Annotated in this window: 17 protein-coding genes; 8 read left to right on the top strand and 9 right to left on the bottom strand. The window is 71.5% G+C overall.

Going from position 1 to position 17200, the window contains the following annotated elements; all coding sequences use genetic code 11:
• Position 1 precedes the first annotated feature (1 nt).
• The 4 genes from ACFY0P_RS43390 to mce all read right to left on the bottom strand — a co-directional run bounded on the left by ACFY0P_RS43390 (position 2) and on the right by mce (position 6900).
• Positions 2 to 958: an ABC transporter ATP-binding protein gene (locus tag ACFY0P_RS43390; protein ID WP_388926884.1), complete on the bottom strand. Its 957-nt coding sequence runs from the start codon at positions 956 to 958 to the stop codon at positions 2 to 4.
• A gap of 299 nt (positions 959 to 1257) precedes the next feature.
• A complete protein-coding gene (locus ACFY0P_RS43385; protein ID WP_388926881.1) occupies positions 1258 to 2193 on the bottom strand; it encodes a cellulose-binding protein in 936 nt (311 codons plus the stop codon).
• Between the two features lie 195 nt (positions 2194 to 2388).
• Positions 2389 to 6237: a polarized growth protein Scy gene (gene scy / locus ACFY0P_RS43380; protein ID WP_388926878.1), complete on the bottom strand. Its 3849-nt coding sequence runs from the start codon at positions 6235 to 6237 to the stop codon at positions 2389 to 2391.
• 222 nt (positions 6238 to 6459) lie between these two features.
• Positions 6460 to 6900 carry a methylmalonyl-CoA epimerase gene (gene mce / locus ACFY0P_RS43375; RefSeq protein WP_388926875.1) on the bottom strand — a complete coding sequence of 147 codons (441 nt, stop codon included), beginning with the start codon at positions 6898 to 6900 and terminating at the stop codon, positions 6460 to 6462.
• A 149-nt stretch (positions 6901 to 7049) separates the two neighbouring features.
• Here mce and ACFY0P_RS43370 point away from each other — a divergent pair, with 149 nt between their 5' ends.
• The 3 genes from ACFY0P_RS43370 (at position 7050) to ACFY0P_RS43360 (ending at position 10976) form a co-directional block, all read left to right on the top strand.
• Positions 7050 to 8255 carry an acetyl-CoA C-acetyltransferase gene (locus ACFY0P_RS43370; protein ID WP_388926872.1) on the top strand — a complete coding sequence of 402 codons (1206 nt, stop codon included), beginning with the start codon at positions 7050 to 7052 and terminating at the stop codon, positions 8253 to 8255.
• A 58-nt stretch (positions 8256 to 8313) separates the two neighbouring features.
• Positions 8314 to 9270 carry a methylmalonyl Co-A mutase-associated GTPase MeaB gene (gene meaB / locus ACFY0P_RS43365; RefSeq protein WP_351494359.1) on the top strand — a complete coding sequence of 319 codons (957 nt, stop codon included), beginning with the start codon at positions 8314 to 8316 and terminating at the stop codon, positions 9268 to 9270.
• A gap of 485 nt (positions 9271 to 9755) precedes the next feature.
• Positions 9756 to 10976 (top strand): MFS transporter, encoded by a 1221-nt coding sequence (locus tag ACFY0P_RS43360; protein ID WP_388926869.1) that lies wholly within the window; start codon positions 9756 to 9758, stop codon positions 10974 to 10976.
• A gap of 82 nt (positions 10977 to 11058) precedes the next feature.
• Here ACFY0P_RS43360 and ACFY0P_RS43355 read toward each other — a convergent pair whose 3' ends face one another.
• The 5 genes from ACFY0P_RS43355 to ACFY0P_RS43335 form a co-directional block, all read right to left on the bottom strand.
• Positions 11059 to 11535 (bottom strand): MarR family winged helix-turn-helix transcriptional regulator, encoded by a 477-nt coding sequence (locus ACFY0P_RS43355; protein ID WP_132888933.1) that lies wholly within the window; start codon positions 11533 to 11535, stop codon positions 11059 to 11061.
• A gap of 92 nt (positions 11536 to 11627) precedes the next feature.
• Positions 11628 to 12383, bottom strand: a complete 756-nt coding sequence (locus tag ACFY0P_RS43350) for an AIM24 family protein (RefSeq protein ID WP_388926864.1) — start codon at positions 12381 to 12383, stop codon at positions 11628 to 11630.
• Positions 12384 to 12421: 38 nt separating this feature from the next.
• Complete coding sequence (locus ACFY0P_RS43345) at positions 12422 to 13072, bottom strand: AIM24 family protein (protein ID WP_388926861.1); 651 nt, start codon at positions 13070 to 13072, stop codon at positions 12422 to 12424.
• A gap of 1 nt (position 13073) precedes the next feature.
• A complete protein-coding gene (locus ACFY0P_RS43340; RefSeq protein ID WP_093499030.1) occupies positions 13074 to 13706 on the bottom strand; it encodes an AIM24 family protein in 633 nt (210 codons plus the stop codon).
• A 108-nt stretch (positions 13707 to 13814) separates the two neighbouring features.
• A complete protein-coding gene (locus tag ACFY0P_RS43335; RefSeq protein ID WP_388926858.1) occupies positions 13815 to 14138 on the bottom strand; it encodes a DUF6191 domain-containing protein in 324 nt (107 codons plus the stop codon).
• A gap of 133 nt (positions 14139 to 14271) precedes the next feature.
• Between ACFY0P_RS43335 and ACFY0P_RS43330 the strand changes: the two genes are divergently transcribed.
• From ACFY0P_RS43330 to ACFY0P_RS43310, 5 genes are all read left to right on the top strand, one after another.
• Positions 14272 to 14616, top strand: a complete 345-nt coding sequence (locus ACFY0P_RS43330; protein ID WP_351494370.1) for a DUF3817 domain-containing protein — start codon at positions 14272 to 14274, stop codon at positions 14614 to 14616.
• A complete protein-coding gene (locus ACFY0P_RS43325; RefSeq protein WP_388926855.1) occupies positions 14613 to 14906 on the top strand; it encodes an MTH1187 family thiamine-binding protein in 294 nt (97 codons plus the stop codon). Before ACFY0P_RS43330 ends, ACFY0P_RS43325 begins: the two co-directional genes overlap by 4 nt.
• 196 nt (positions 14907 to 15102) lie before the next feature.
• Complete coding sequence (locus ACFY0P_RS43320) at positions 15103 to 15846, top strand: hypothetical protein (protein WP_388926853.1); 744 nt, start codon at positions 15103 to 15105, stop codon at positions 15844 to 15846.
• Positions 15843 to 16523 carry a DUF4166 domain-containing protein gene (locus ACFY0P_RS43315; RefSeq protein ID WP_388926850.1) on the top strand — a complete coding sequence of 227 codons (681 nt, stop codon included), beginning with the start codon at positions 15843 to 15845 and terminating at the stop codon, positions 16521 to 16523. Before ACFY0P_RS43320 ends, ACFY0P_RS43315 begins: the two co-directional genes overlap by 4 nt.
• On the top strand, positions 16520 to 17170 hold the full coding sequence (locus ACFY0P_RS43310) for a TetR/AcrR family transcriptional regulator (protein ID WP_388926847.1): 651 nt from the start codon (positions 16520 to 16522) through the stop codon (positions 17168 to 17170). Before ACFY0P_RS43315 ends, ACFY0P_RS43310 begins: the two co-directional genes overlap by 4 nt.
• The last annotated feature ends 30 nt before the right edge of the window (positions 17171 to 17200 follow it).

The following is a 17200-nucleotide window of genomic DNA, read 5'->3' as shown; positions in this document are numbered from 1 at the left end:
GTCACGCTCCCTTGTCCCAGTCGGTGCCCCAGGCCTGTGGCACCGGAGGCGAGTCGGCGTGCGCGTGGTACTCCACGGACTCCGCCGTCAGCTGCATGAACGCCTCCTCCAGCGAGGCCTGCTGGATGCTCAGCTCGTGCAGCACGATCCCGTTCTGGGCGGCCAGCTCCCCGATCGGTTCGGCCTTCCCGCCCTCCACCTCAAGGGTTCCGGTCCCGGTCTCGACGACGGTGATCCCGGCCCCGTGCAGCACGTCGAGCAGCCGCTCGCGCTGCGGGGAGCGGACCCGGACGTACGACCGCGAGTTCGTCCGGATGAAGTCCGCCATGGAGGTGTCGGCGAGCAGCCGTCCCTGCCCGATGACGACGAGGTGGTCGGCGGTCAGCGCCATCTCGCTCATCAGGTGCGAGGACACGAACACGGTCCGCCCCTGGGCGGCCAGCGATTTCATCAGGGTCCGGATCCAGTGGATCCCCTCCGGGTCGAGCCCGTTCACCGGCTCGTCGAACATCAGGATCCGCGGGTCGCCGAGCAGCGCCCCGGCGATCCCGAGCCGCTGCCCCATGCCGAGCGAGAACCCCTTGGCCTTCTTCCGCGCCACCGCGGTCAGCCCGACGGTGTCAAGCACCTCGGCCACCCGCGCCCGTGGGATCCCGTTGCTCTGCGCGAGGCACAGCAGGTGGTTGAAGGCGCTGCGCCCGCCGTGCACGGCCTTCGCGTCGAGCAGCGCCCCGATGTAGGTCAGCGGGTCCTTCAGCTGCTCGTACCGCTTGCCGTCGATCCGCACCCGGCCGGCCGTGGGGTGGTCGAGTCCGAGGATCATCCGCATGGTGGTGGACTTCCCGGCACCGTTGGGCCCGAGGAACCCGGTCACGATGCCGGGTCTGACGGTGAACGTGAGGTCGTCGACCGCCGTCTTGTCGCCGTAACGCTTGGTCAGGCCCGCCAGCTCGATCATGCGGCCACGCTAAGACCGGGGTTCGGGGGCTGCCACTTGAGCGTCGTGGCCGGGTGCGGGCCGGTGGGGGCTGGTCGCGCAGTTCCCCGCGCCCCTAAAAGAAGGGCACTGCGGCCGGCGCCCCTTCAGGGGCGCTGGGGGTACCCCCGGCCGAAGGCTGGGGGAGGAACTGCGCGAGCAACCACACACAACCCGCACGGTCGGAACGAAGATCAGCCACGCCGGAGACAACTCACCGCACCCCACGACGAAGGCCCGCACCCCCCGAAGGGAATGCGGGCCTTTGACGTTGCCAGCGCTTACCGGGACTGCTGCGCCGGAACCCCACGGGAGATCGGCTCGTCCTCCGTCGGCGAGCTGGCGGCGGCCACCGCCGCACCCGTGAGCGTCGCCAGCATCTCGCGGACGTTGGTCAGCTGGGCGTTGATGCTGTCGCGGCGGTTGGTCAGCGCCGCGAGCTCGCGCTCGGATTCCGAGCGGATCCGGTCGGCCTTGGCGTTCGCGTCCGCGACGATGTCCTCGGCCTGGCGCTGAGCCGTCTCGACGGTCTGACGGGCGCGGCGCTCGGCGTCGGTGCGCAGCTTCTCGGCCTCCAGGCGCAGCTGCTCCGCGCGGTGCTCGATCTCCGCGAGGCGCTTCTCGGCCTTCTGCTGGCGGGACGCCAGGTCACGCTCGGACTGCTCGCGACGCTTGGCGAGGTTCGTCTCGAAGTCGGCGGCGGCCTGCGCGGCCTTCGCACGGGTCTCCTCGAAGAGGGCGTCCGCCTCCTCGCGCTTGGACTGCGCGTCCTTCTGGGCCTCGGCGCGCAGCTGCGAGGCGTCGCTCTTGGCCTTCTCGACGATCCGGACGCCCTCGTCCTCGGCCTTGGCCTTGCGCTCCGCAGCGAACGATTCTGCGTCGTTGCGCACCTGCTGGGCCGCCGACTCGGCGAGCTCGCGGTGCTGCTCGGCCGCGCGCCGGGCCTCCTCGCGCAGGTCCTTCGCCTCCTCCTCGGCGAGGCGGAGGATCTTCTCGACACGCGCGCCGAGGCCGGCGTACGACGGCTCCGCGTCGCTTACCTGAGCCTGGGCGTTCTGCGTCTCGAGGTGAAGCTCCTCGATGCGCTTTTCCAGAGCGGTGATGCGGGCGAGAGCGCTGTCACGGTCGGAGACGAGCTTGGAGATCCGTTCGTCCACCTGAGCGCGGTCGTACCCACGCCGCACTAGCTCGAAGCCGTAGGGGGAAGTGTCGCTCATGGGGTTCCTGTCGAAAGAGACCGGTGAGGTGATAGGGGGAATCCTAGGGGCCGAAGCGGTGTGTCATCGAGCGGATACGTGTTTGATCTGGAGAATGACACCCCTTTTGAGTGGCTAGCTGTGAGATCGCTTGCCAAAGCCTCTGCCGCAGATTTAACCAAAAGCCTCAGAACACTACAGAACCGGCCCCGGTCTCTAGCCCTCTGACGTCTTGCCACCCGATCGAGGCGCGCCCACCGTACTGCCCGCCTTGACTCCGCCGTCCTTGCCGGCCGACGGAGCCTCGAAGGATTCCAACGCCTCCAGGACGTCCTGGACACGGGAGATCTCGCCGTTGATGTTCTCCCGCCGGCGCTCCAGGATCTCCAGTTCGCGCTTTCCCTCCTCGACCGTGCGGCGCGCCTCGCGGATCGCCTCGGCCTTGAGCTCCTCGGCCTCCCGGACCAGCGTGGCCTTCTTCTGCTCGGCCTCCTTGAGCAGCCCCTCGGCCTTCTTGACGGCGGCGATCCGGACCTTGCCCGCCTCCGAGTTGGCCTCCGAGACCAGGTCCTTGGCCTTGGCCTGGGCCTTGGCGAGCTGCTCCTCGGCGGCCTTGATGAGCGCGTCACAGCGGTCGCCGGTGGACTTCATGGTCTCGGCGGCCTCGCGGCGGGCCCGCTCGTGCAGCTCCTCGATCTCGGCGGTGATGCGGTCGCGCAGCTCCTCCGCCCGCTCCCTTATGGCGGTGGCGTCCCGGCGGGCGCCGACGAGCAGTTCGTCCGCGTCCGTGCGGGCCTTCTCCACCCGCGTGTTGCCCTCGACCGTGGCCTCGGACACCAGCCGGTCGGCCTCCTTGCGGGCCGCGCCCACCATGGTGTCGGCCTGCGACTCGGCGTCCGCGGTGGTCTTCATCGCCTGCTGCTGCGCCTCGGTGAGCAGCTTGTCGGCCTCGGCGGTCGTCTCGTTGATCAGCGTGTCGACCTGCTCCGCCACGTCCTGGCGGCGCTTGTTGGCGTCCTTGCGGGCCTCGTCGAGGGTGCGGTCGGCCTCCTCGCGGGCGGCGTTGAGCATCCGCTCGGCCTCGGCCTCCGCGTCCGCCTTGAGCCGCTCGGCGTCGGCACGGGTCCGGTCGGCGTGCAGCTGGGCGGAGCCGACCGTCTCGGCGGCCTCGGCGCGCAGCCGCTCCGCGTCGCCGGTGGCGTCCGAGATCAGCTTCTCCGCCTTGGCGATGGCGTCGGCGCGGACCCGGTCGGCCTCGGTGATCGTCTCGTTCTGGAGCCGCTCGGCCTCGTTGCGCGCCTCGGTGATGAGGGTGTCGGCCTGGGTCGCCGCGTCCGAACGCATCCGGTTGGCGTCCTCACGCGCCTCGGCACGCGTGCGCGCGGCGTCCTGGTCCGCCTGGGCGATGGTGTCGGATGCCTCGGTGCGCACCCGCTGGGCGTGCGCCGCCGCCTCGGACCGCAGCCGCTCCGACTCGGCCATCGCGTCGGCGACGGTCCGCTCGGCGAGCGACTTCGCCGCCTCGGACGACTCCGCCGCCTCACGCCGGATCCGGGACGCGTCCTCGCTGGCCCGCTCCCGCTCGGCGTAGGCGTCGGCGCGGACCCGGTCCGACTCCTCCTCGGCCTCCCGCCGGGTACGGTCCGCGGCGTGCTCGGCGGCCGAGCGCAGCCCGGTGATCTCCTCCTGCGCCTGCTCGTGCAGCCCGGCGACCGAGTCCCGCACCTGCTGGGCGTGGAGTTCGGCGGCCGACACCATCTCGCTGGCCCGCCGGTCCGCCTCCTCGACCAGCCGTACGGCCTCGGCCTGCGCCTCCTCGACGCGGTTGCGCGCCTGGGCCAGCAGGTCCTCGCTCTGCTCGCGGGCCCGCTCGCGCTCCTGGTCGGCCTCCTGGCGGGCGGAACCGAGCAGCTCCTCGGCCTCCCGGCGCCGCCGGGCGGCCTCCTCCTGGGCGGCGGCCAGCGTCTCGGACGCCTCGGTGGACAGCCGCTCGGCCGCCGCCTGCGCCTCGGCGCGGACCCGGTCGGCGGTGTCCTGGGCCTCCTGCTTGAGCCGCTCCGCCTCGGCCGCGGCCTCGGACCGCAGCCGTACGGCGACGGTCTCGCCCTCCGCGCGAGATGCCGACGCGTCGGCGGCGGCCTCGTCACGGAGCCGCTCGGCCTCGGTCTCGGCCTGCTGCTGGAGGGTGCGGATCCGCTCGGCGGCCTCGGAGCGCAGCCGGTCGGTCTCCTCGGCGGCCTCCCGGCGGATCCGGCCGGCCTCCTCGCGCGCCTCGGTCAGCGCCTGGTCCGCGTTGGTGAGCCGGTCCTCGGCCTCGGTGTGCAGGCGGGTCAGCTCGTCGGCGGCCTCCGCGCGCCGGGCCTCGATGCCCCGCTCGGTCTCCTCGCGCAGCTCGGCCGCGGCCCGCTCGGCTTCCGCCTGCATCGCCTCGGAGTGCTCACGGGCCTCCGCACGGAGCCGTTCGGCCTCCTGGCGGGTGCGCTCCAGGGTCTCCTCGGCCTGCCGGCGCAGCGTGGTCGCGCGCTCGATGGCCTCGGTGCGGACCTTCTCGCTGTCCGTGGTCGCGGTCTGCCGCAGTTCGTCGGCGTCGGCCTTGGCCTTGGCGAGCAGCTCCTCGGCGGACTTGGCCGCCTCCTCGATCTGCTGCACGGCCTCGCGCCGGGCCTCGGCGCGGATCGACTCGCCCTCGGCGACCGCGTCGGACCGCAGCTGCTCGGCCTCGCCGCGCAGCCGGCGGGCCTCCTCCTGCAGCTCGACCGTCTTGGCGCGGTACTCCTTGGTGTCGTCCTTCGCCGTGCCCTTGAGCTGCTCGGCGATGTCGTGCGCCTCGGCGCGCAGCCGGTCCGCCTCGGTCTCCGCCTCGGTGCGGATCCGCTCGGCCTCCTCGGCGGCGGCCTTGGTGGTCTGCTTGGCCTCCTCGGCCGCCCGGTTCAGGACGTCCTCGGCGGTCTTGGCGGCCTTCGCCAGCTGGGAGGCGCTCTCCTCGGCGGTGAGGCTGCGGGCCTTCTCGGAGGCCTCCGCGATGATCTTCTCGGCCTCGGCGCGCGCGTCCGCGACGACCTGCTCGGCGCTCGCCTTGGTGGCCTCGGCCTCCTTGGTGGCCTCGCTGACCAGCCGGGCGACCTGCTCCTTGGCCGTCTGGGTGCGCTGCTGGTTGGTGGCCTCGGCGCTGGAGAGGGCCTTCGTGGCGTTGGCCTCGGCCTCGCTGACCAGCTTCTCCGCCTCGGACTGCGCCTTGCGCAGCGCCTCCTCGGCCTCCGCCATCCGCTGCTCGGCGGCCCGGCTGAGCTCGCCGGCCTGCCGACGGGCGGTGTCCGACTCCGTCGCGGTGGAGTTGCGCAGCTGCTCCGCGTGGTCGGTGGCCTCCTGGGCCTGCGTGGACGCGGCGTTCAGCAGCCGCTCGGCGTCCCGGCGGGCGCGCAGCAGGATCTGCTCGGCCTCGGCACGGGCCGCCTCGGCGTCGCTGGTCAGCCGCTGCCGGGCCTCGTCGGTCAGGCGCTGGGCCTCGGCCCGGGCGGCCGTCATCGCCTGCTCGGCCTCGGCGCGGGATTCGTCGAGCAGCCGCCGGGCCTGCGACTCGGTGCGGGCGCGCAGTTGCTCGGCCCACGACACGTTCTCGTTGACGTGCGACTCGACGGTCTGCCGGCGCTCGGCCAGTTCCTGGTCCAGCTGCTGGCGGCGGGTCACCGCCTCCTGGTGCAGCTCGGCCTGGAGCCGCGCGGCCTGCTCGGCGTGCTCCTGGAGGATCCGCTGGGTCTGCGCCCGGGCCTCCGCGGCCACCCGCTCCGCCTCCTGGCGGATCTGGTCGGCCTGCACCTGGGCGTTCCGCAGCAGCTGCTCGGCGTGGTAGCCGATGTCACCGCCGTCGAACGCGGGCCGGGACATGATGGTGCGCCGCGCCTCGTGCAGCTTGGCGCGCAGCACCTCGACCTGGTAGCCGAGGTCCTCGGCATGCTGGATCGCCTTTTCCCGCTCGGTCTTCAGCCGTTTCATCTCGGCCTCGAACCGAGAGAGGTGGTCGACGTCAGCCGCCGGCTCTCGCTCCTGGCTCTCGTAGCCCCGCACTGCGCGGTCCCATCCGTCCCCTGGTCGCAACCTTCTCCGAACGAGCTCCGTCCATCCGCCGAACGGGGCCCCCGGGGAATGGTGTCAGATCAACGGCGGAGCACGGGCTGCTGCCCCGACGCTCGTCCCCCGAAACCCGGACCCCGGCATGCGGCCGCCCCGGCCCTGCGAACGTGCGAAGGGACGACCGCCCCCAACCCTACCGGCCCATATGTACGAGGGTCAGTGCTCAGGTGACTCAACAGCCGCCGAAGTGACCAGTTCTGTCAGTACGCCGTGGCAGTCCTTCGGGTGCAGGAAGGTGATCCGCGACCCCATGGAGCCGATCCGTGGCTCGTCGTACAGAACGCGTACGCCCTTGGAGCGGATGTCGGCCGCGTCGCCGTCCACATCCGCCGTACCGAAGGCGATGTGGTGGACCCCCTCGCCGTTCTTGGCGAGCCACTTGCCGACCGCCGAGTCCTCCCGGGTCGGTTCGAGAAGCTGCAGGTAGGAGGCGCCGCCGTCGGACGTATCGTTGATCTTGAGCATGGCCTCGCGCACGCCCTGTTCCTCGTTGACCTCGGTGTGGAACACCTCGAAGCCGTACGTGGCCCGGTAGAACTCGACGGTCGCGTCGAGGTCGTGGCAGGCGATCCCGATGTGGTCGATTCGCGTCAGCATGGATTCAGTGCAGCGCCACGGCGGTGGTTACGCAACGTGCCAGCGATCACACTGACGGCCCGATGACGGCACGGAGTGCCACGCAATACATTCGAAGTAAACCCTCGTTCACTCCTCGGCAGTGCAGCCGGTAAGGGGATTCGCAGCTCATGACTTCTGGAACCTCTGGAACCACCTCGGTGATCGTCGCGGGCGCGCGTACGCCCATGGGACGACTGCTGGGCTCGCTGAAGTCCTTCTCGGGAGCCGACCTCGGCGGCTTCGCGATCAAGGCCGCCCTCGACCGTGCGGGGATCGGGGGCGACCAGGTGCAGTACGTGATCATGGGGCAGGTGCTCCAGGCCGGCGCCGGGCAGATCCCGGCCCGCCAGGCCGCGGTGAAGGCCGGCATCCCGATGAGCGTCCCGGCGCTCACCATCAACAAGGTGTGCCTCTCCGGCCTGGACGCCATCGCGCTGGCCGACCAGCTGATCCGCGCGGGCGAGTTCGACATCGTGGTCGCGGGCGGTCAGGAGTCCATGACCAACGCCCCGCACCTGCTCCCGAAGTCCCGCGAGGGCTTCAAGTACGGCTCGATCGAGATGCTCGACGCGATGGCGTACGACGGCCTGACCGACGCCTGGGAGAACATCCCGATGGGCGAGTCGACCGAGAAGCACAACACCCGCCTCGGCCTCGGCCGCGAGGAGCAGGACGCGGTGGCCGCCCTGTCCCACCAGCGGGCCGCCGCCGCCCAGAAGAACGGGATCTTCGAGGCCGAGATCACGCCGGTCGAGATCCCGCAGCGCAAGGGCGAGCCGGTCGTCTTCAGCAAGGACGAGGGCATCCGCGGCGACACCACGGCGGAGTCGCTGGGCAGGCTCCGCCCGGCGTTCACGAAGGACGGCACGATCACCGCCGGCAGCTCCTCCCAGATCTCCGACGGCGCGGCGGCCGTGGTCGTGATGAGCAAGGCCAAGGCCGAGGAGCTGGGCCTGGAGTGGCTGGCCGAGATCGGCGCCCACGGCAACGTGGCCGGACCGGACAACTCCCTCCAGTCCCAGCCGTCCAACGCCATCAACCACGCCCTCAGGAAGGAGGGCCTGGAGGTCGGCGACCTGGACCTCATCGAGATCAACGAGGCCTTCGCCGCCGTCGCCGTCCAGTCAATGAAGGACCTCGGGGTGTCCACCGAAAAGGTGAACGTGAACGGCGGAGCCATCGCTCTGGGCCACCCCATCGGCATGTCCGGTGCCAGGCTCGTCCTGCACCTGGCCCTGGAGCTCAAGCGCCGGGGCGGCGGCGTCGGCGCGGCCGCGCTGTGCGGCGGCGGCGGTCAGGGTGACGCGCTGATCGTGCGGGTACCGAAGGCCTGAGTACGTTTCGCCGAACTGACGGAAGCGAACGGCAGCGAACGGAGCGAACGGAGCTGTGATGCAGGACGTCTCCTCACTGGTGGCCCAGGCCAGGGAGGGCCGACCGCGTGCGGTGGCCCGCCTGATCTCCCTGGTGGAGGGGGCGTCCCCGCAGCTCAGGGAGGTCATGGCGGCACTGGCGCCGCTGACGGGCAACGCCTACGTCGTGGGCCTGACCGGCTCTCCGGGAGTCGGCAAGTCGACATCGACGTCGGCGCTCGTGACCGCCTATCGCAAACAGGGCAAACGGGTCGGCGTCCTTGCCGTCGACCCGTCGTCCCCCTTCTCCGGGGGCGCCCTGCTCGGCGACCGCGTCCGCATGTCCGACCACGCCTCGGATCCCGGTGTCTACATCCGCTCGATGGCGACGCGGGGCCACCTGGGCGGTCTCGCCTGGGCGGCACCCCAGGCCATCCGCGTCCTGGACGCGGCGGGCTGCGAGGTGATCCTGGTGGAGACGGTCGGCGTCGGCCAGTCGGAGGTCGAGATCGCCTCCCAGGCGGACACCAGCGTGGTGCTGCTGGCCCCCGGCATGGGCGACGGCATCCAGGCCGCCAAGGCCGGAATCCTGGAGATCGGCGACGTGTACGTCGTCAACAAGGCCGACCGGGACGGCGCGGACGCCACCGCCCGCGAACTGAACCACATGCTGGGCCTCGGCGAGTCCCGCGGCCCCGGCGACTGGCGGCCTCCGATCGTCAAGACCGTCGCCGCGCGGGCGGAGGGCATCGACGAGCTGGTGGAAGCCCTGGAAAAGCACCGCGCCTGGATGGAGGAGCGGGGCGTCCTGGCGGAACGCCGCGTGGCCCGCGCCGCCCGCGAGGTCGAGACCATCGCGGTGACGGCCCTGCGCGCCCGCATCGGCGACCTCCACGGCGACCGCCACATCGACGCCCTCGCCGACCGCATCGTGGCCGGCGAGCTCGATCCCTACCGGGCGGCGGACGAGTTGGTGGCGGGTCTGACGGAGGGGTAGCCGCCGCAGGGGCGTGGGCCGTCGGTCGGCTGCGGGCCGGTGGGGGCTGGTCGCGCAGTTCCCCGCGCCCCTTTGGGGCGCTGCCGTACTGCTGCGGACTTCGTCGGCCTCGCTTGGCAGCGGTGGCCTGGGCCGTCGGTCGGCTGCGGGCCGGTGGGGGCTGGTCGCGCAGTTCCCCGCGCCCCTTTGGGGTGCTGCCGTACTGCTGCGGACTTCGGCGGCCTCGCTTGGCTGCGCGCAGTTCCTCCCCCAGTGCCTCTTCCCAGCCGCGGGCAGTCGTGCCGCTGGGGCGGCACGGGTGGGCGCGGGCGGTGCCTTGCAGGTGCCGGTAAGTGTCCACACGCGGCGGCCGGTGCTGCTAGCTTGAGCGGCATGTTCCTCTCCTTGGCGTAGAGCGCACCCGGCGCCGCCACCGGCATGTGAGTACCCCGTGCCGTGGCGTGCTCAGGTGTCCCCTCTTCCGCCTCTGCCCGAGGAACTCACTCATGTCCGCGTTGACTTCGTCGCGCCCTTCGCATGCCCGGCGGCCGTCGTACGCCGCCGTCCTGGGTCTCCCGCACGCCCGCCGCACCTTCTTCGCCGCCCTGGCGGCCCGTCTCTCCTACGGCACGGTCTCGCTGTCCGTCCTGCTGTCGGTCACCCGGGCGACCGGCTCCTACACCGTGTCAGGGGTGGTGATGGCCCTGTTCGGCGGCGCGACGGTCGTCCTGCTGCCGGTCCGGGCGACCCTGGTGGACCGCTTCGGCCCGCGGCGCGCCCTGCCACCCATGGCGGCGCTCTACAGCGCCCTGCTCTGCGTCCTGGCCGCCTTGGCCTGGCGCCCAGGCGCTCCTGCGGCGGCGCCGGCCGCGGCCGCCGTGCTCGCGGGCTGCTGCGCCCCGCCCCTGGGTCCCACCATGCGGGCGGTGTGGGGCAGCCTGGCCGACGACCCGCCGTTGCTGCGGCGGGCGTACAGCCTGGACGGGGTGGCCGAGGAACTGCTGTTCGTGTCGGGGCCTGTGCTGGTGGGCCTGCTGCTCCCCTTCGGTCCGCCGCCGGTGGGGGTGCTGCTGAGTGCGGTGCTGATGCTGGGCGGCACCTGGGCGTTCGTGGCGTCGCCCGCGGTGCGGGGGGTGGTGCCGCCGAAGCGGGAGCCGGGCCGGCGGCCCCGCCGTTTCCCGGCGGCTCCCGTGGTCGCGGCCGCCGGCCTCGGCCTCGCGCTGAGCGCGGCCGACCTGCTGGTGATGGCCTTCGCCGAGCGACGGTCGTACGGCGCGGAGGCGGTCCCCTGGGTGCTGGCCGCGCTCTCCGCGGGCAGTGCGGTGGGCGGCCTGCTGAACGGTGCGGTGGACTGGCGCCGCCCGGCCGGGGAGCGGCTGGCGTGGCTGACGGTGGGGCTGGGCGCGGTCCTGGCCACGGCGGGCCTGGCGCCCGGCGTCGGGACGCTGGCGGTGGCCATGGCGGCGACGGGGCTGTTCGTGGCACCGACGCTGACGACGGCGTATCTGCTGGCCGACGAGATGGCGGGGGAGGGGGAGCGGACGCGGGCCGGGGCGTGGGTGAACGCGGCCGTCAACGCCGGCAGCTCGGGAGGTTCGGTCGTGGCAGGGCTGTTGGTCGGGTGGCTGCCGGTGGCGGTCTGCTTCGCTCTGGCGGGAGGTGTCGCGGTCGTGTCCGCCGTAGGCGTGCGGGCTGTCCCCGGGCCGCGGGCGGGCAAGCGCCGGTAAGGGTCCCGTCCCCAGCCCGACATGCAGCAAGCGGCGGACGGGACCTGAACCCCCGTCCGCCGCTGTCAGGTGCTGCCTGTGGTCACGGGCGCCCGCGCTGCCCCCGCAGGTGCTCCGCGATCGGCTTGAGGCCCTTGTCCAGCTCGATGAGTGCCTCCGGCGACAGCAGGTCGATGAAGTGCCGTCGCACGGAGGCCACATGATGTGGCGCCACCTTCTTCATCGTCTCCATGCCGTGCTCGGTGAGGACGGCATACAGCCCGCGGCGGTCCGACTCGCAGTTCTCGCGGCGGACCAGGTTCGCGTTCTCCATGCGGGTGATCTGGTGGGACAGCCGGCTCTTGGACTGGAGGGTGGCGGAGGCGAGGTCGCTCATCCGCATCCGGTAGTCCTCCGACTCGGACAGGTTCACCAGGATCTCGTAGTCGTTCATTGTCAGGCCGAACGGCTGCAGATCCTTTTCGAGCTGGTACGTCAACAGCCTGTTGACCTCCAGGTGGGTGCGCCAGGCGCACTGCTCCGCATCGGTCAGCCAGCGCGTGGCCGTCTCGGTCTCCATGAATGAAGTCTACCTAAAATGTTGAAAGGCGAACTAGTGAGGGTGGTGTGACTGTGCGCACGCGTTCGATGTCACACTCCGCAGACTACCGCTCACAGCCCGAAGCGACGCTGGAGGTCCCCCAGCTGTCCGGGAAGGCGCGGTGTACCCGGTTGCTGTGGATGGCCTGTGGAGGGGACGCCTCCGCCGGGCACTCCGGGCTCGTGCGGAACCGCTCCCGCGGCCTGCTCGGCCATCAGGGTCTCGGTGGACTGGAGCAGGACCGTACCGGCCCCTACGAACTCGAACTGATGCTCCTCTCCGGAGGCCCCGCCGAGGCCTGTCAGTGCACGTAGACCGCCCATCACACCGGTCATATACCCATGGTCGTAGTGATGGCACGGGGAGGGGCAGTCGGCCCAGCCCACCAGTGCCTGCGGGTCCACCCGGATGGGGGGTTCCATGAACACCACCGGGCCGTTGGACGCGGCCACAAACTTTCCGGTTCCGATAAGGGTCAGAAAACCTGGAACGATCGATTGCTTCAGCGCGAGACTTGGCTGAAAAGCGAGCAGGTTGCCGGAGCGAATGGTCAGGTTGCCGTCGTCGAGGTCGTACGAGTTCACATCGAACGCCCGGTCGGCGAGGAGCATCTTGCCCGAGCCCTCGGCCACCACCCAGTCGCTCGCGTGCAGAGGCGAATGGAAACTCGTGCGGACAAGTCGGTCCAAACGGCCGTGCCCGATGCCGTTGAAGTCGATCGAGCCGTAGTAGGCGATCATCTTCCCCTTCTGCAGGAACCACTGGCCGCTCTTGAGCTCCACGCAGAAGGTGTACTTGTTGACGTTGTCGTCGACGGGGAGGGTCATGGGGTCGTACACGACCGGTCCGGCCGCACCGTATGGGCTCACAGCTTCTCCTCCGACGCCTGCACGTACACCATGCCGTTGCCGCTGAGCTCCAGCTGGAACGCCTCGCCGGAGCCGCGGCCCACCATGTCCCGCCAGCCGAGCGCGGACGACAGCTTGTTGCGCACGTCGCCGTGGTGGGCGACGTAGGCCTGCGGGTCGACATGGACCGGGCGCTGCGGAGTGACCGGGATCTCGAAGACCCCGCCGTGGGCCATCACGGCGACCGCGCCATGGCCCTTGAGGGTGGTGGTGAACAGACCCTGGCCGGTGACCTGGCCGCGCACCATGCCCATCACGCCGCCCTGGGAACCCATGAACATCGTCCCCTGCTGCAGGGTGCCCTCGAAGGCGAGCAGCCGGTCCGCCTCGACGTAGAGGGTGTCGCCGGTGAGGGTGATGACGTGGACGTGGTGGCCGCCGTGCCCGAAGAAGACGGTGCCGCTGCCCTCGACGGTCATGAGGGGGGTCGCCTCGCCGGCCACCCGGCGGCCGAGCATCGACATCAGCCCGCCCTGGCCGCCCTGGATGTTGGGTGTGAAGGACACCTCGCCCTTGTAGGCGAGCATCGCGCCACGCTGGCTGAACAGCCGCTGCCCCGGCACGACGGTCGCCTCGACCATCTTGGAGTTCACCTCGCGCAGGGCCATGTCAGACGTCCCCCGCGATCGTGTTGCGCTCGCTCGGCTGTACGTACACCAGGCCGTCCCCCTCGAACCGGATCTGGAAGGCCTCCCCGCCGCCCTCCCCCAAGAACGTGCGGAAGGTCACACCCGACTGGAAGGACTGGCGGAGGTTGCCCTGGTGGGCGATGTAGGCACCCGGGTCGACGGTCAGCGGGTACTGCGGGCTGACTCTGAGCACCACCGCCGGGCCGTCCGACATGATCGCCGCCTGGCCGTGGCCCTCGACCGTGGTGGTGAACAGGCCGTTGCCCTGGGAGGCGCCGCGCAGGCCGGTGAAGGTCGTGCCGGTGCGCAGGCCCGCGTCGGTCGCGAGCAGGTTGCTGGACTCGACGTACAGCTTGTCGCCCTGGAGGCCGACCAGGTTGATCTCGGACGCCCGGTCCGCGAACCAGCACGTCCCGTGCCCCTTCACCTCCATCACCGTCATCTGCTCGCCGGTGAGCCGCCGGGTCACCATCCCGCGCAGCCCCTCGCCGCCGCCGCTCAGCTTCTTGAACGCCATCTGCCCGTCGTACGCGACCATCGAGCCGTTCTTCGCCTTCACGGCGTCCCCGGTCATCTCGACGGCGAGCACCTTGCTGCCCTGGAGTCGGAACATCGCCACGCTGCGAAGGTAGCCGCAGGCAGACGGCGGCGACAGGTCCCGGGGGTGGACATCACCCCGGATCCGCCCCCCAGGGGTGCGGCCGGCAGGGGTGTGCGGCCGTCAGGGGTGCCGCCGCTCGCCGGGGAGGCGTATCACCGCCGTCCCGGCCGTCAGGTCGACCGTGGACCTCGGCGGCGCGCCGTCCTCCTCGTCGTCGCGCAGCACCAGCGCGCTCTGCCGCTCCTTGAGCTCGTTCTGCTTGCCGGGGGAGAGCGCCGCGTGCAGCTGCTCGAAGCCGGTCGCGGAGATCTGTCCCTGCCGGCCGGCGTTCCGCCACGGCAGCACCCCCGCCCGCCCGGCCCTCAGCAGCAGCTGGTCCACGAAGGCCAACACGGTGAGCAGCACCACCAGCCCCGGCAGGGTCATGAAGAACACGAACTGCATACCCGCGCCCCTTTCGTCGCGCGGCCCAGCCTGCCACCCCCGCGCCGGGTCCGCGCCGTCCCTTTGCCACAATGGCTGAACGTTTGTGCTCGCGTTCACAAAGAGTGGACGTCTCTCCCACCGAAGGTGACTCGTGGACATCAAGACCGCCACCGCCATCCGCCGCCTGCGCCTGGTCTCCGCCCCGGAGGCCGTTTCCTTCCTGATCCTCCTCGTCTGCTCGGTGCTCAAGCGGACCACGGACTTCAACGCGGTGCCCGTGATGGGCGCGATCCACGGTGTCCTGTTCATCCTCTACGTGATCTTCTGGGCCGACGCGTGGAACCGCACCAAGTGGTCCCTGAAGACCGGCCTCTTCTACTTCGTCCTCTCCGTCCTGCCGACCGGCGGCTTCTTCGCCGAGCGCAGGCTCAAGCGCGCCGCCGAGGACGAGGTCATCGCCGCCCGCGCCCGCAAGGAAGGGGTCGTGAACGCATGATCGTCGCCTTCTCCGTGACGCCGTTGGGCGTCGGCGAGGACGTCGGGGAGTACGTCGCCGACGCCGTCCGGGTGGTCCGCGAGTCCGGGCTGCCCAACCGCACCGACGCCATGTTCACCTCGGTCGAAGGTGACTGGGACGAGGTCATGGACGTCGTCAGGCGCGCCGTCGCCGCCGTGGAGGACCGCGCCCCGCGCGTCTCCCTGGTCCTCAAGGCGGACATCCGGCCGGGCGTCACCGACGGACTCACCAGCAAGGTGGCCACGGTCGAGCGACACCTCGCCCAGTAGCCGCGGCGGCAGAAGCAAACCGGCAGAAGCGAATCGGCAGAAGCAAACCCGCAGAGAACCCCGGCCCCGCGCGGCCGGGGTTTTCTTCCGCCCAGCGATTGAGCGATCGCTCAAAACTCGGTACCGTCATCCTCGGAGAGTTTGAGCGACCGCTCAAAAAACACTCGAAGGACCAGGTGACGGGGGTACAGCACCGATGGGGCTCTACATAGAGGCGCACATCCGCGCCGAACTCGACGAACTGTGGGCCCGCACCCAGGACCCGGCCCGGCACCAGCGCTGGGACCTGAGGTTCACCGAGATCGCCTACCTGCCGTGCGCGGCGGGCGAACCGCAGCGCTTCCGCTACGCCACACGCGTGCTCCCGTTCCTGACGATCGCCGGCACCGGCGTCTCGGCGGGGGAGAAGGAGCGCCCCGACGGCACCCGCACCTCGGCCCTGCGCTTCGCCTCCCCGCACCCGCTCTCGCTGCTCGCCGAGGGCAGCGGCTACTGGCGGTACATCCCGGTCGCCGACGGCGTTCGCTTCCTCACCGGCTACGACTACCGGCCCCGCTGGGGTGCCTTCGGCGCGCTCGCCGACCGGCTGGTCCTGCGCCCGCTGATGGGCTGGGCGACCGCCTGGTCCTTCGACCGGCTGCGGCTGTGGCTGGAGCGCGGGATCACCCCGGAACGCGCACGCCGGAACTGGCTGGCCGAGCTGACGGCCCGCGCGCTCACGATCGCCGGCTGCGCGGCCGGCCTGGGCCGGGGCCCGGTCCTCGGCGCCCTCTCGCCCACCTGCGCCTTCCTGGTCCCGCTGCTCCTCGTCGTGGCTCTCTCGCTGGCCCTCTTCGCGGCCCCGCTCGCGACCACCCCCGCCGCCCGCCGCTGCCTGCGCACCCCGCCGGCCCGAGTCACCGCCCCCCGAATCCTGCACGCCCTGGAGAAGCAGTCGTGACCTCGATGTTCCGCACGGTCATGGGTCCGGACTTCGACCGGCTGCACCCACAGCTCCAACGGCGCTTCTCGGTAGGCCTGGCGAGCGGCGAGGCCTGCACCGGCCGGGGCGTGATGGACCGCATCTGGCACGGGCCGGTGTTCGTGAAGCCGTTCCTGGCGCTGGGAGCCACCCGCAACATCCTGGTTCCGAAGGCCGCCCGGAACGTGCCCTTCAAGATCGAGAATGTGCCCTACACGGACTCCTACGGCCGTGAGACCGTGACCTTCGTGCGCACCTTCGACCTGCCCGGCCGCTCCCGCCGCTTCGACGCCCAGATGGTGCTCAGCCCCAAGGGCGACCGCATCCTCGACTACCTCGGCACCCACCAGCACCTCGCCAGCGAGCTGCACTTCCATGCCGAGGCCGACGGCTCCCTGCTGATCCGCTCCGGCGAGCACCGGTTCAGGGAGGGCCCGGTGGACGTCCGCGTCCCCGAACTCGTCGGCGCCACCGCCGAGGTGCGCGAGTCCTACGACGACCGCGCCGGGCGCTTCCGGATCCGGGTGCGGGTCGTGAACCGGTACTTCGGGCCGCTCTTCGGCTACCAGGGCTCCTTCGAGGCGTCGTACATCCGCCTCCGCGGCCGCGGGGTACGGCCGGGGCTGCGGCCGGTCCGTGAGGAGTCGCGCGCGTGAGCCCGGAGACCGCCAAGTCCCTGGAGACCAAGAACAAGCTGCTGGAGGGCGCGCTGCGGACGCTCACCGAGCAGGGGATCGCCAAGACCTCGGCCCGCACCGTGGCGGCGGCGGCCGGGGTCAACCAGGCGCTGGTCTTCTACCACTTCGGATCCGTGGACGAACTCCTCTCCGCCGCGTGCCGGTACGGCGCCGAGCAGGCCGTCGCCCGCTTCCGCCCCCGCCTCGCCGCGGTCGGCTCGCTCTCCGAACTCCTCACCGTGGGGCGTCAGATCCACGAGGAGGCACGCGCGGGCGGCCATGTCGCCCTGCTCGGCCAGCTGCTGGCCGGCGCCCAGACCCATGAGGCGCTCGGTCCCGCCACGGCGGCCGGGCTCGACCTGTGGATCGCCGAGATAGAGGAGGTGCTCGTCCGGGTCCTCGCGGCCACCCCGTTCGGCGAGTTCGCCGACCCGGCCGGGCTCGCCCGCGCGGTCGCCGCGTCCTTCGTCGGCATCGAGCTGTACGAGGGCGTCGACGCGGCCGGCGCCCACACGGCCCTGGACGCCCTGGAACAACTCGGCGCACTGGTGGCCGCGTTGGAGGACCTCGGCCCGGTGGCCCAGCGCGCGGTCCGGCACCACCTGCGCCGGGTCGGCCGCACGTAGGCGGTCCACCGGGAGTGCGGCGATGTGCCG

Origin of the sequence: Streptomyces sp. NPDC001714 (genome assembly GCF_042892755.1) — a bacterium.
Taxonomy (GTDB): Bacteria; Actinomycetota; Actinomycetes; order Streptomycetales; family Streptomycetaceae; genus Streptomyces.
Note: the sequence above shows the minus strand (reverse complement) of the source record. Positions and strands in the feature narration are given on the sequence as shown.

Bases quoted from the DNA above. Each gene is read 5' to 3' on its own strand.
- mce (WP_388926875.1), bottom strand. From the start codon at position 6,900: ATGCTGACGCGAATCGACCACATCGGGATCGCCTGCCACGACCTCGAC.
- meaB (WP_351494359.1), top strand. From the start codon at position 8,314: ATGCAGGACGTCTCCTCACTGGTGGCCCAGGCCAGGGAGGGCCGACCG.
- ACFY0P_RS43360 (WP_388926869.1), top strand. From the start codon at position 9,756: ATGTCCGCGTTGACTTCGTCGCGCCCTTCGCATGCCCGGCGGCCGTCG.
- ACFY0P_RS43350 (WP_388926864.1), bottom strand. From the start codon at position 12,383: ATGACCCTCCCCGTCGACGACAACGTCAACAAGTACACCTTCTGCGTG.
- ACFY0P_RS43320 (WP_388926853.1), top strand. From the start codon at position 15,103: ATGGGGCTCTACATAGAGGCGCACATCCGCGCCGAACTCGACGAACTG.
- ACFY0P_RS43345 (WP_388926861.1), bottom strand. From the start codon at position 13,072: ATGGCCCTGCGCGAGGTGAACTCCAAGATGGTCGAGGCGACCGTCGTG.
- ACFY0P_RS43385 (WP_388926881.1), bottom strand. From the start codon at position 2,193: ATGAGCGACACTTCCCCCTACGGCTTCGAGCTAGTGCGGCGTGGGTAC.
- ACFY0P_RS43340 (WP_093499030.1), bottom strand. From the start codon at position 13,706: ATGTTCCGACTCCAGGGCAGCAAGGTGCTCGCCGTCGAGATGACCGGG.
- ACFY0P_RS43355 (WP_132888933.1), bottom strand. From the start codon at position 11,535: ATGGAGACCGAGACGGCCACGCGCTGGCTGACCGATGCGGAGCAGTGC.
- ACFY0P_RS43390 (WP_388926884.1), bottom strand. From the start codon at position 958: ATGATCGAGCTGGCGGGCCTGACCAAGCGTTACGGCGACAAGACGGCG.
- ACFY0P_RS43370 (WP_388926872.1), top strand. From the start codon at position 7,050: ATGACTTCTGGAACCTCTGGAACCACCTCGGTGATCGTCGCGGGCGCG.
- ACFY0P_RS43335 (WP_388926858.1), bottom strand. From the start codon at position 14,138: ATGCAGTTCGTGTTCTTCATGACCCTGCCGGGGCTGGTGGTGCTGCTC.
- ACFY0P_RS43325 (WP_388926855.1), top strand. From the start codon at position 14,613: ATGATCGTCGCCTTCTCCGTGACGCCGTTGGGCGTCGGCGAGGACGTC.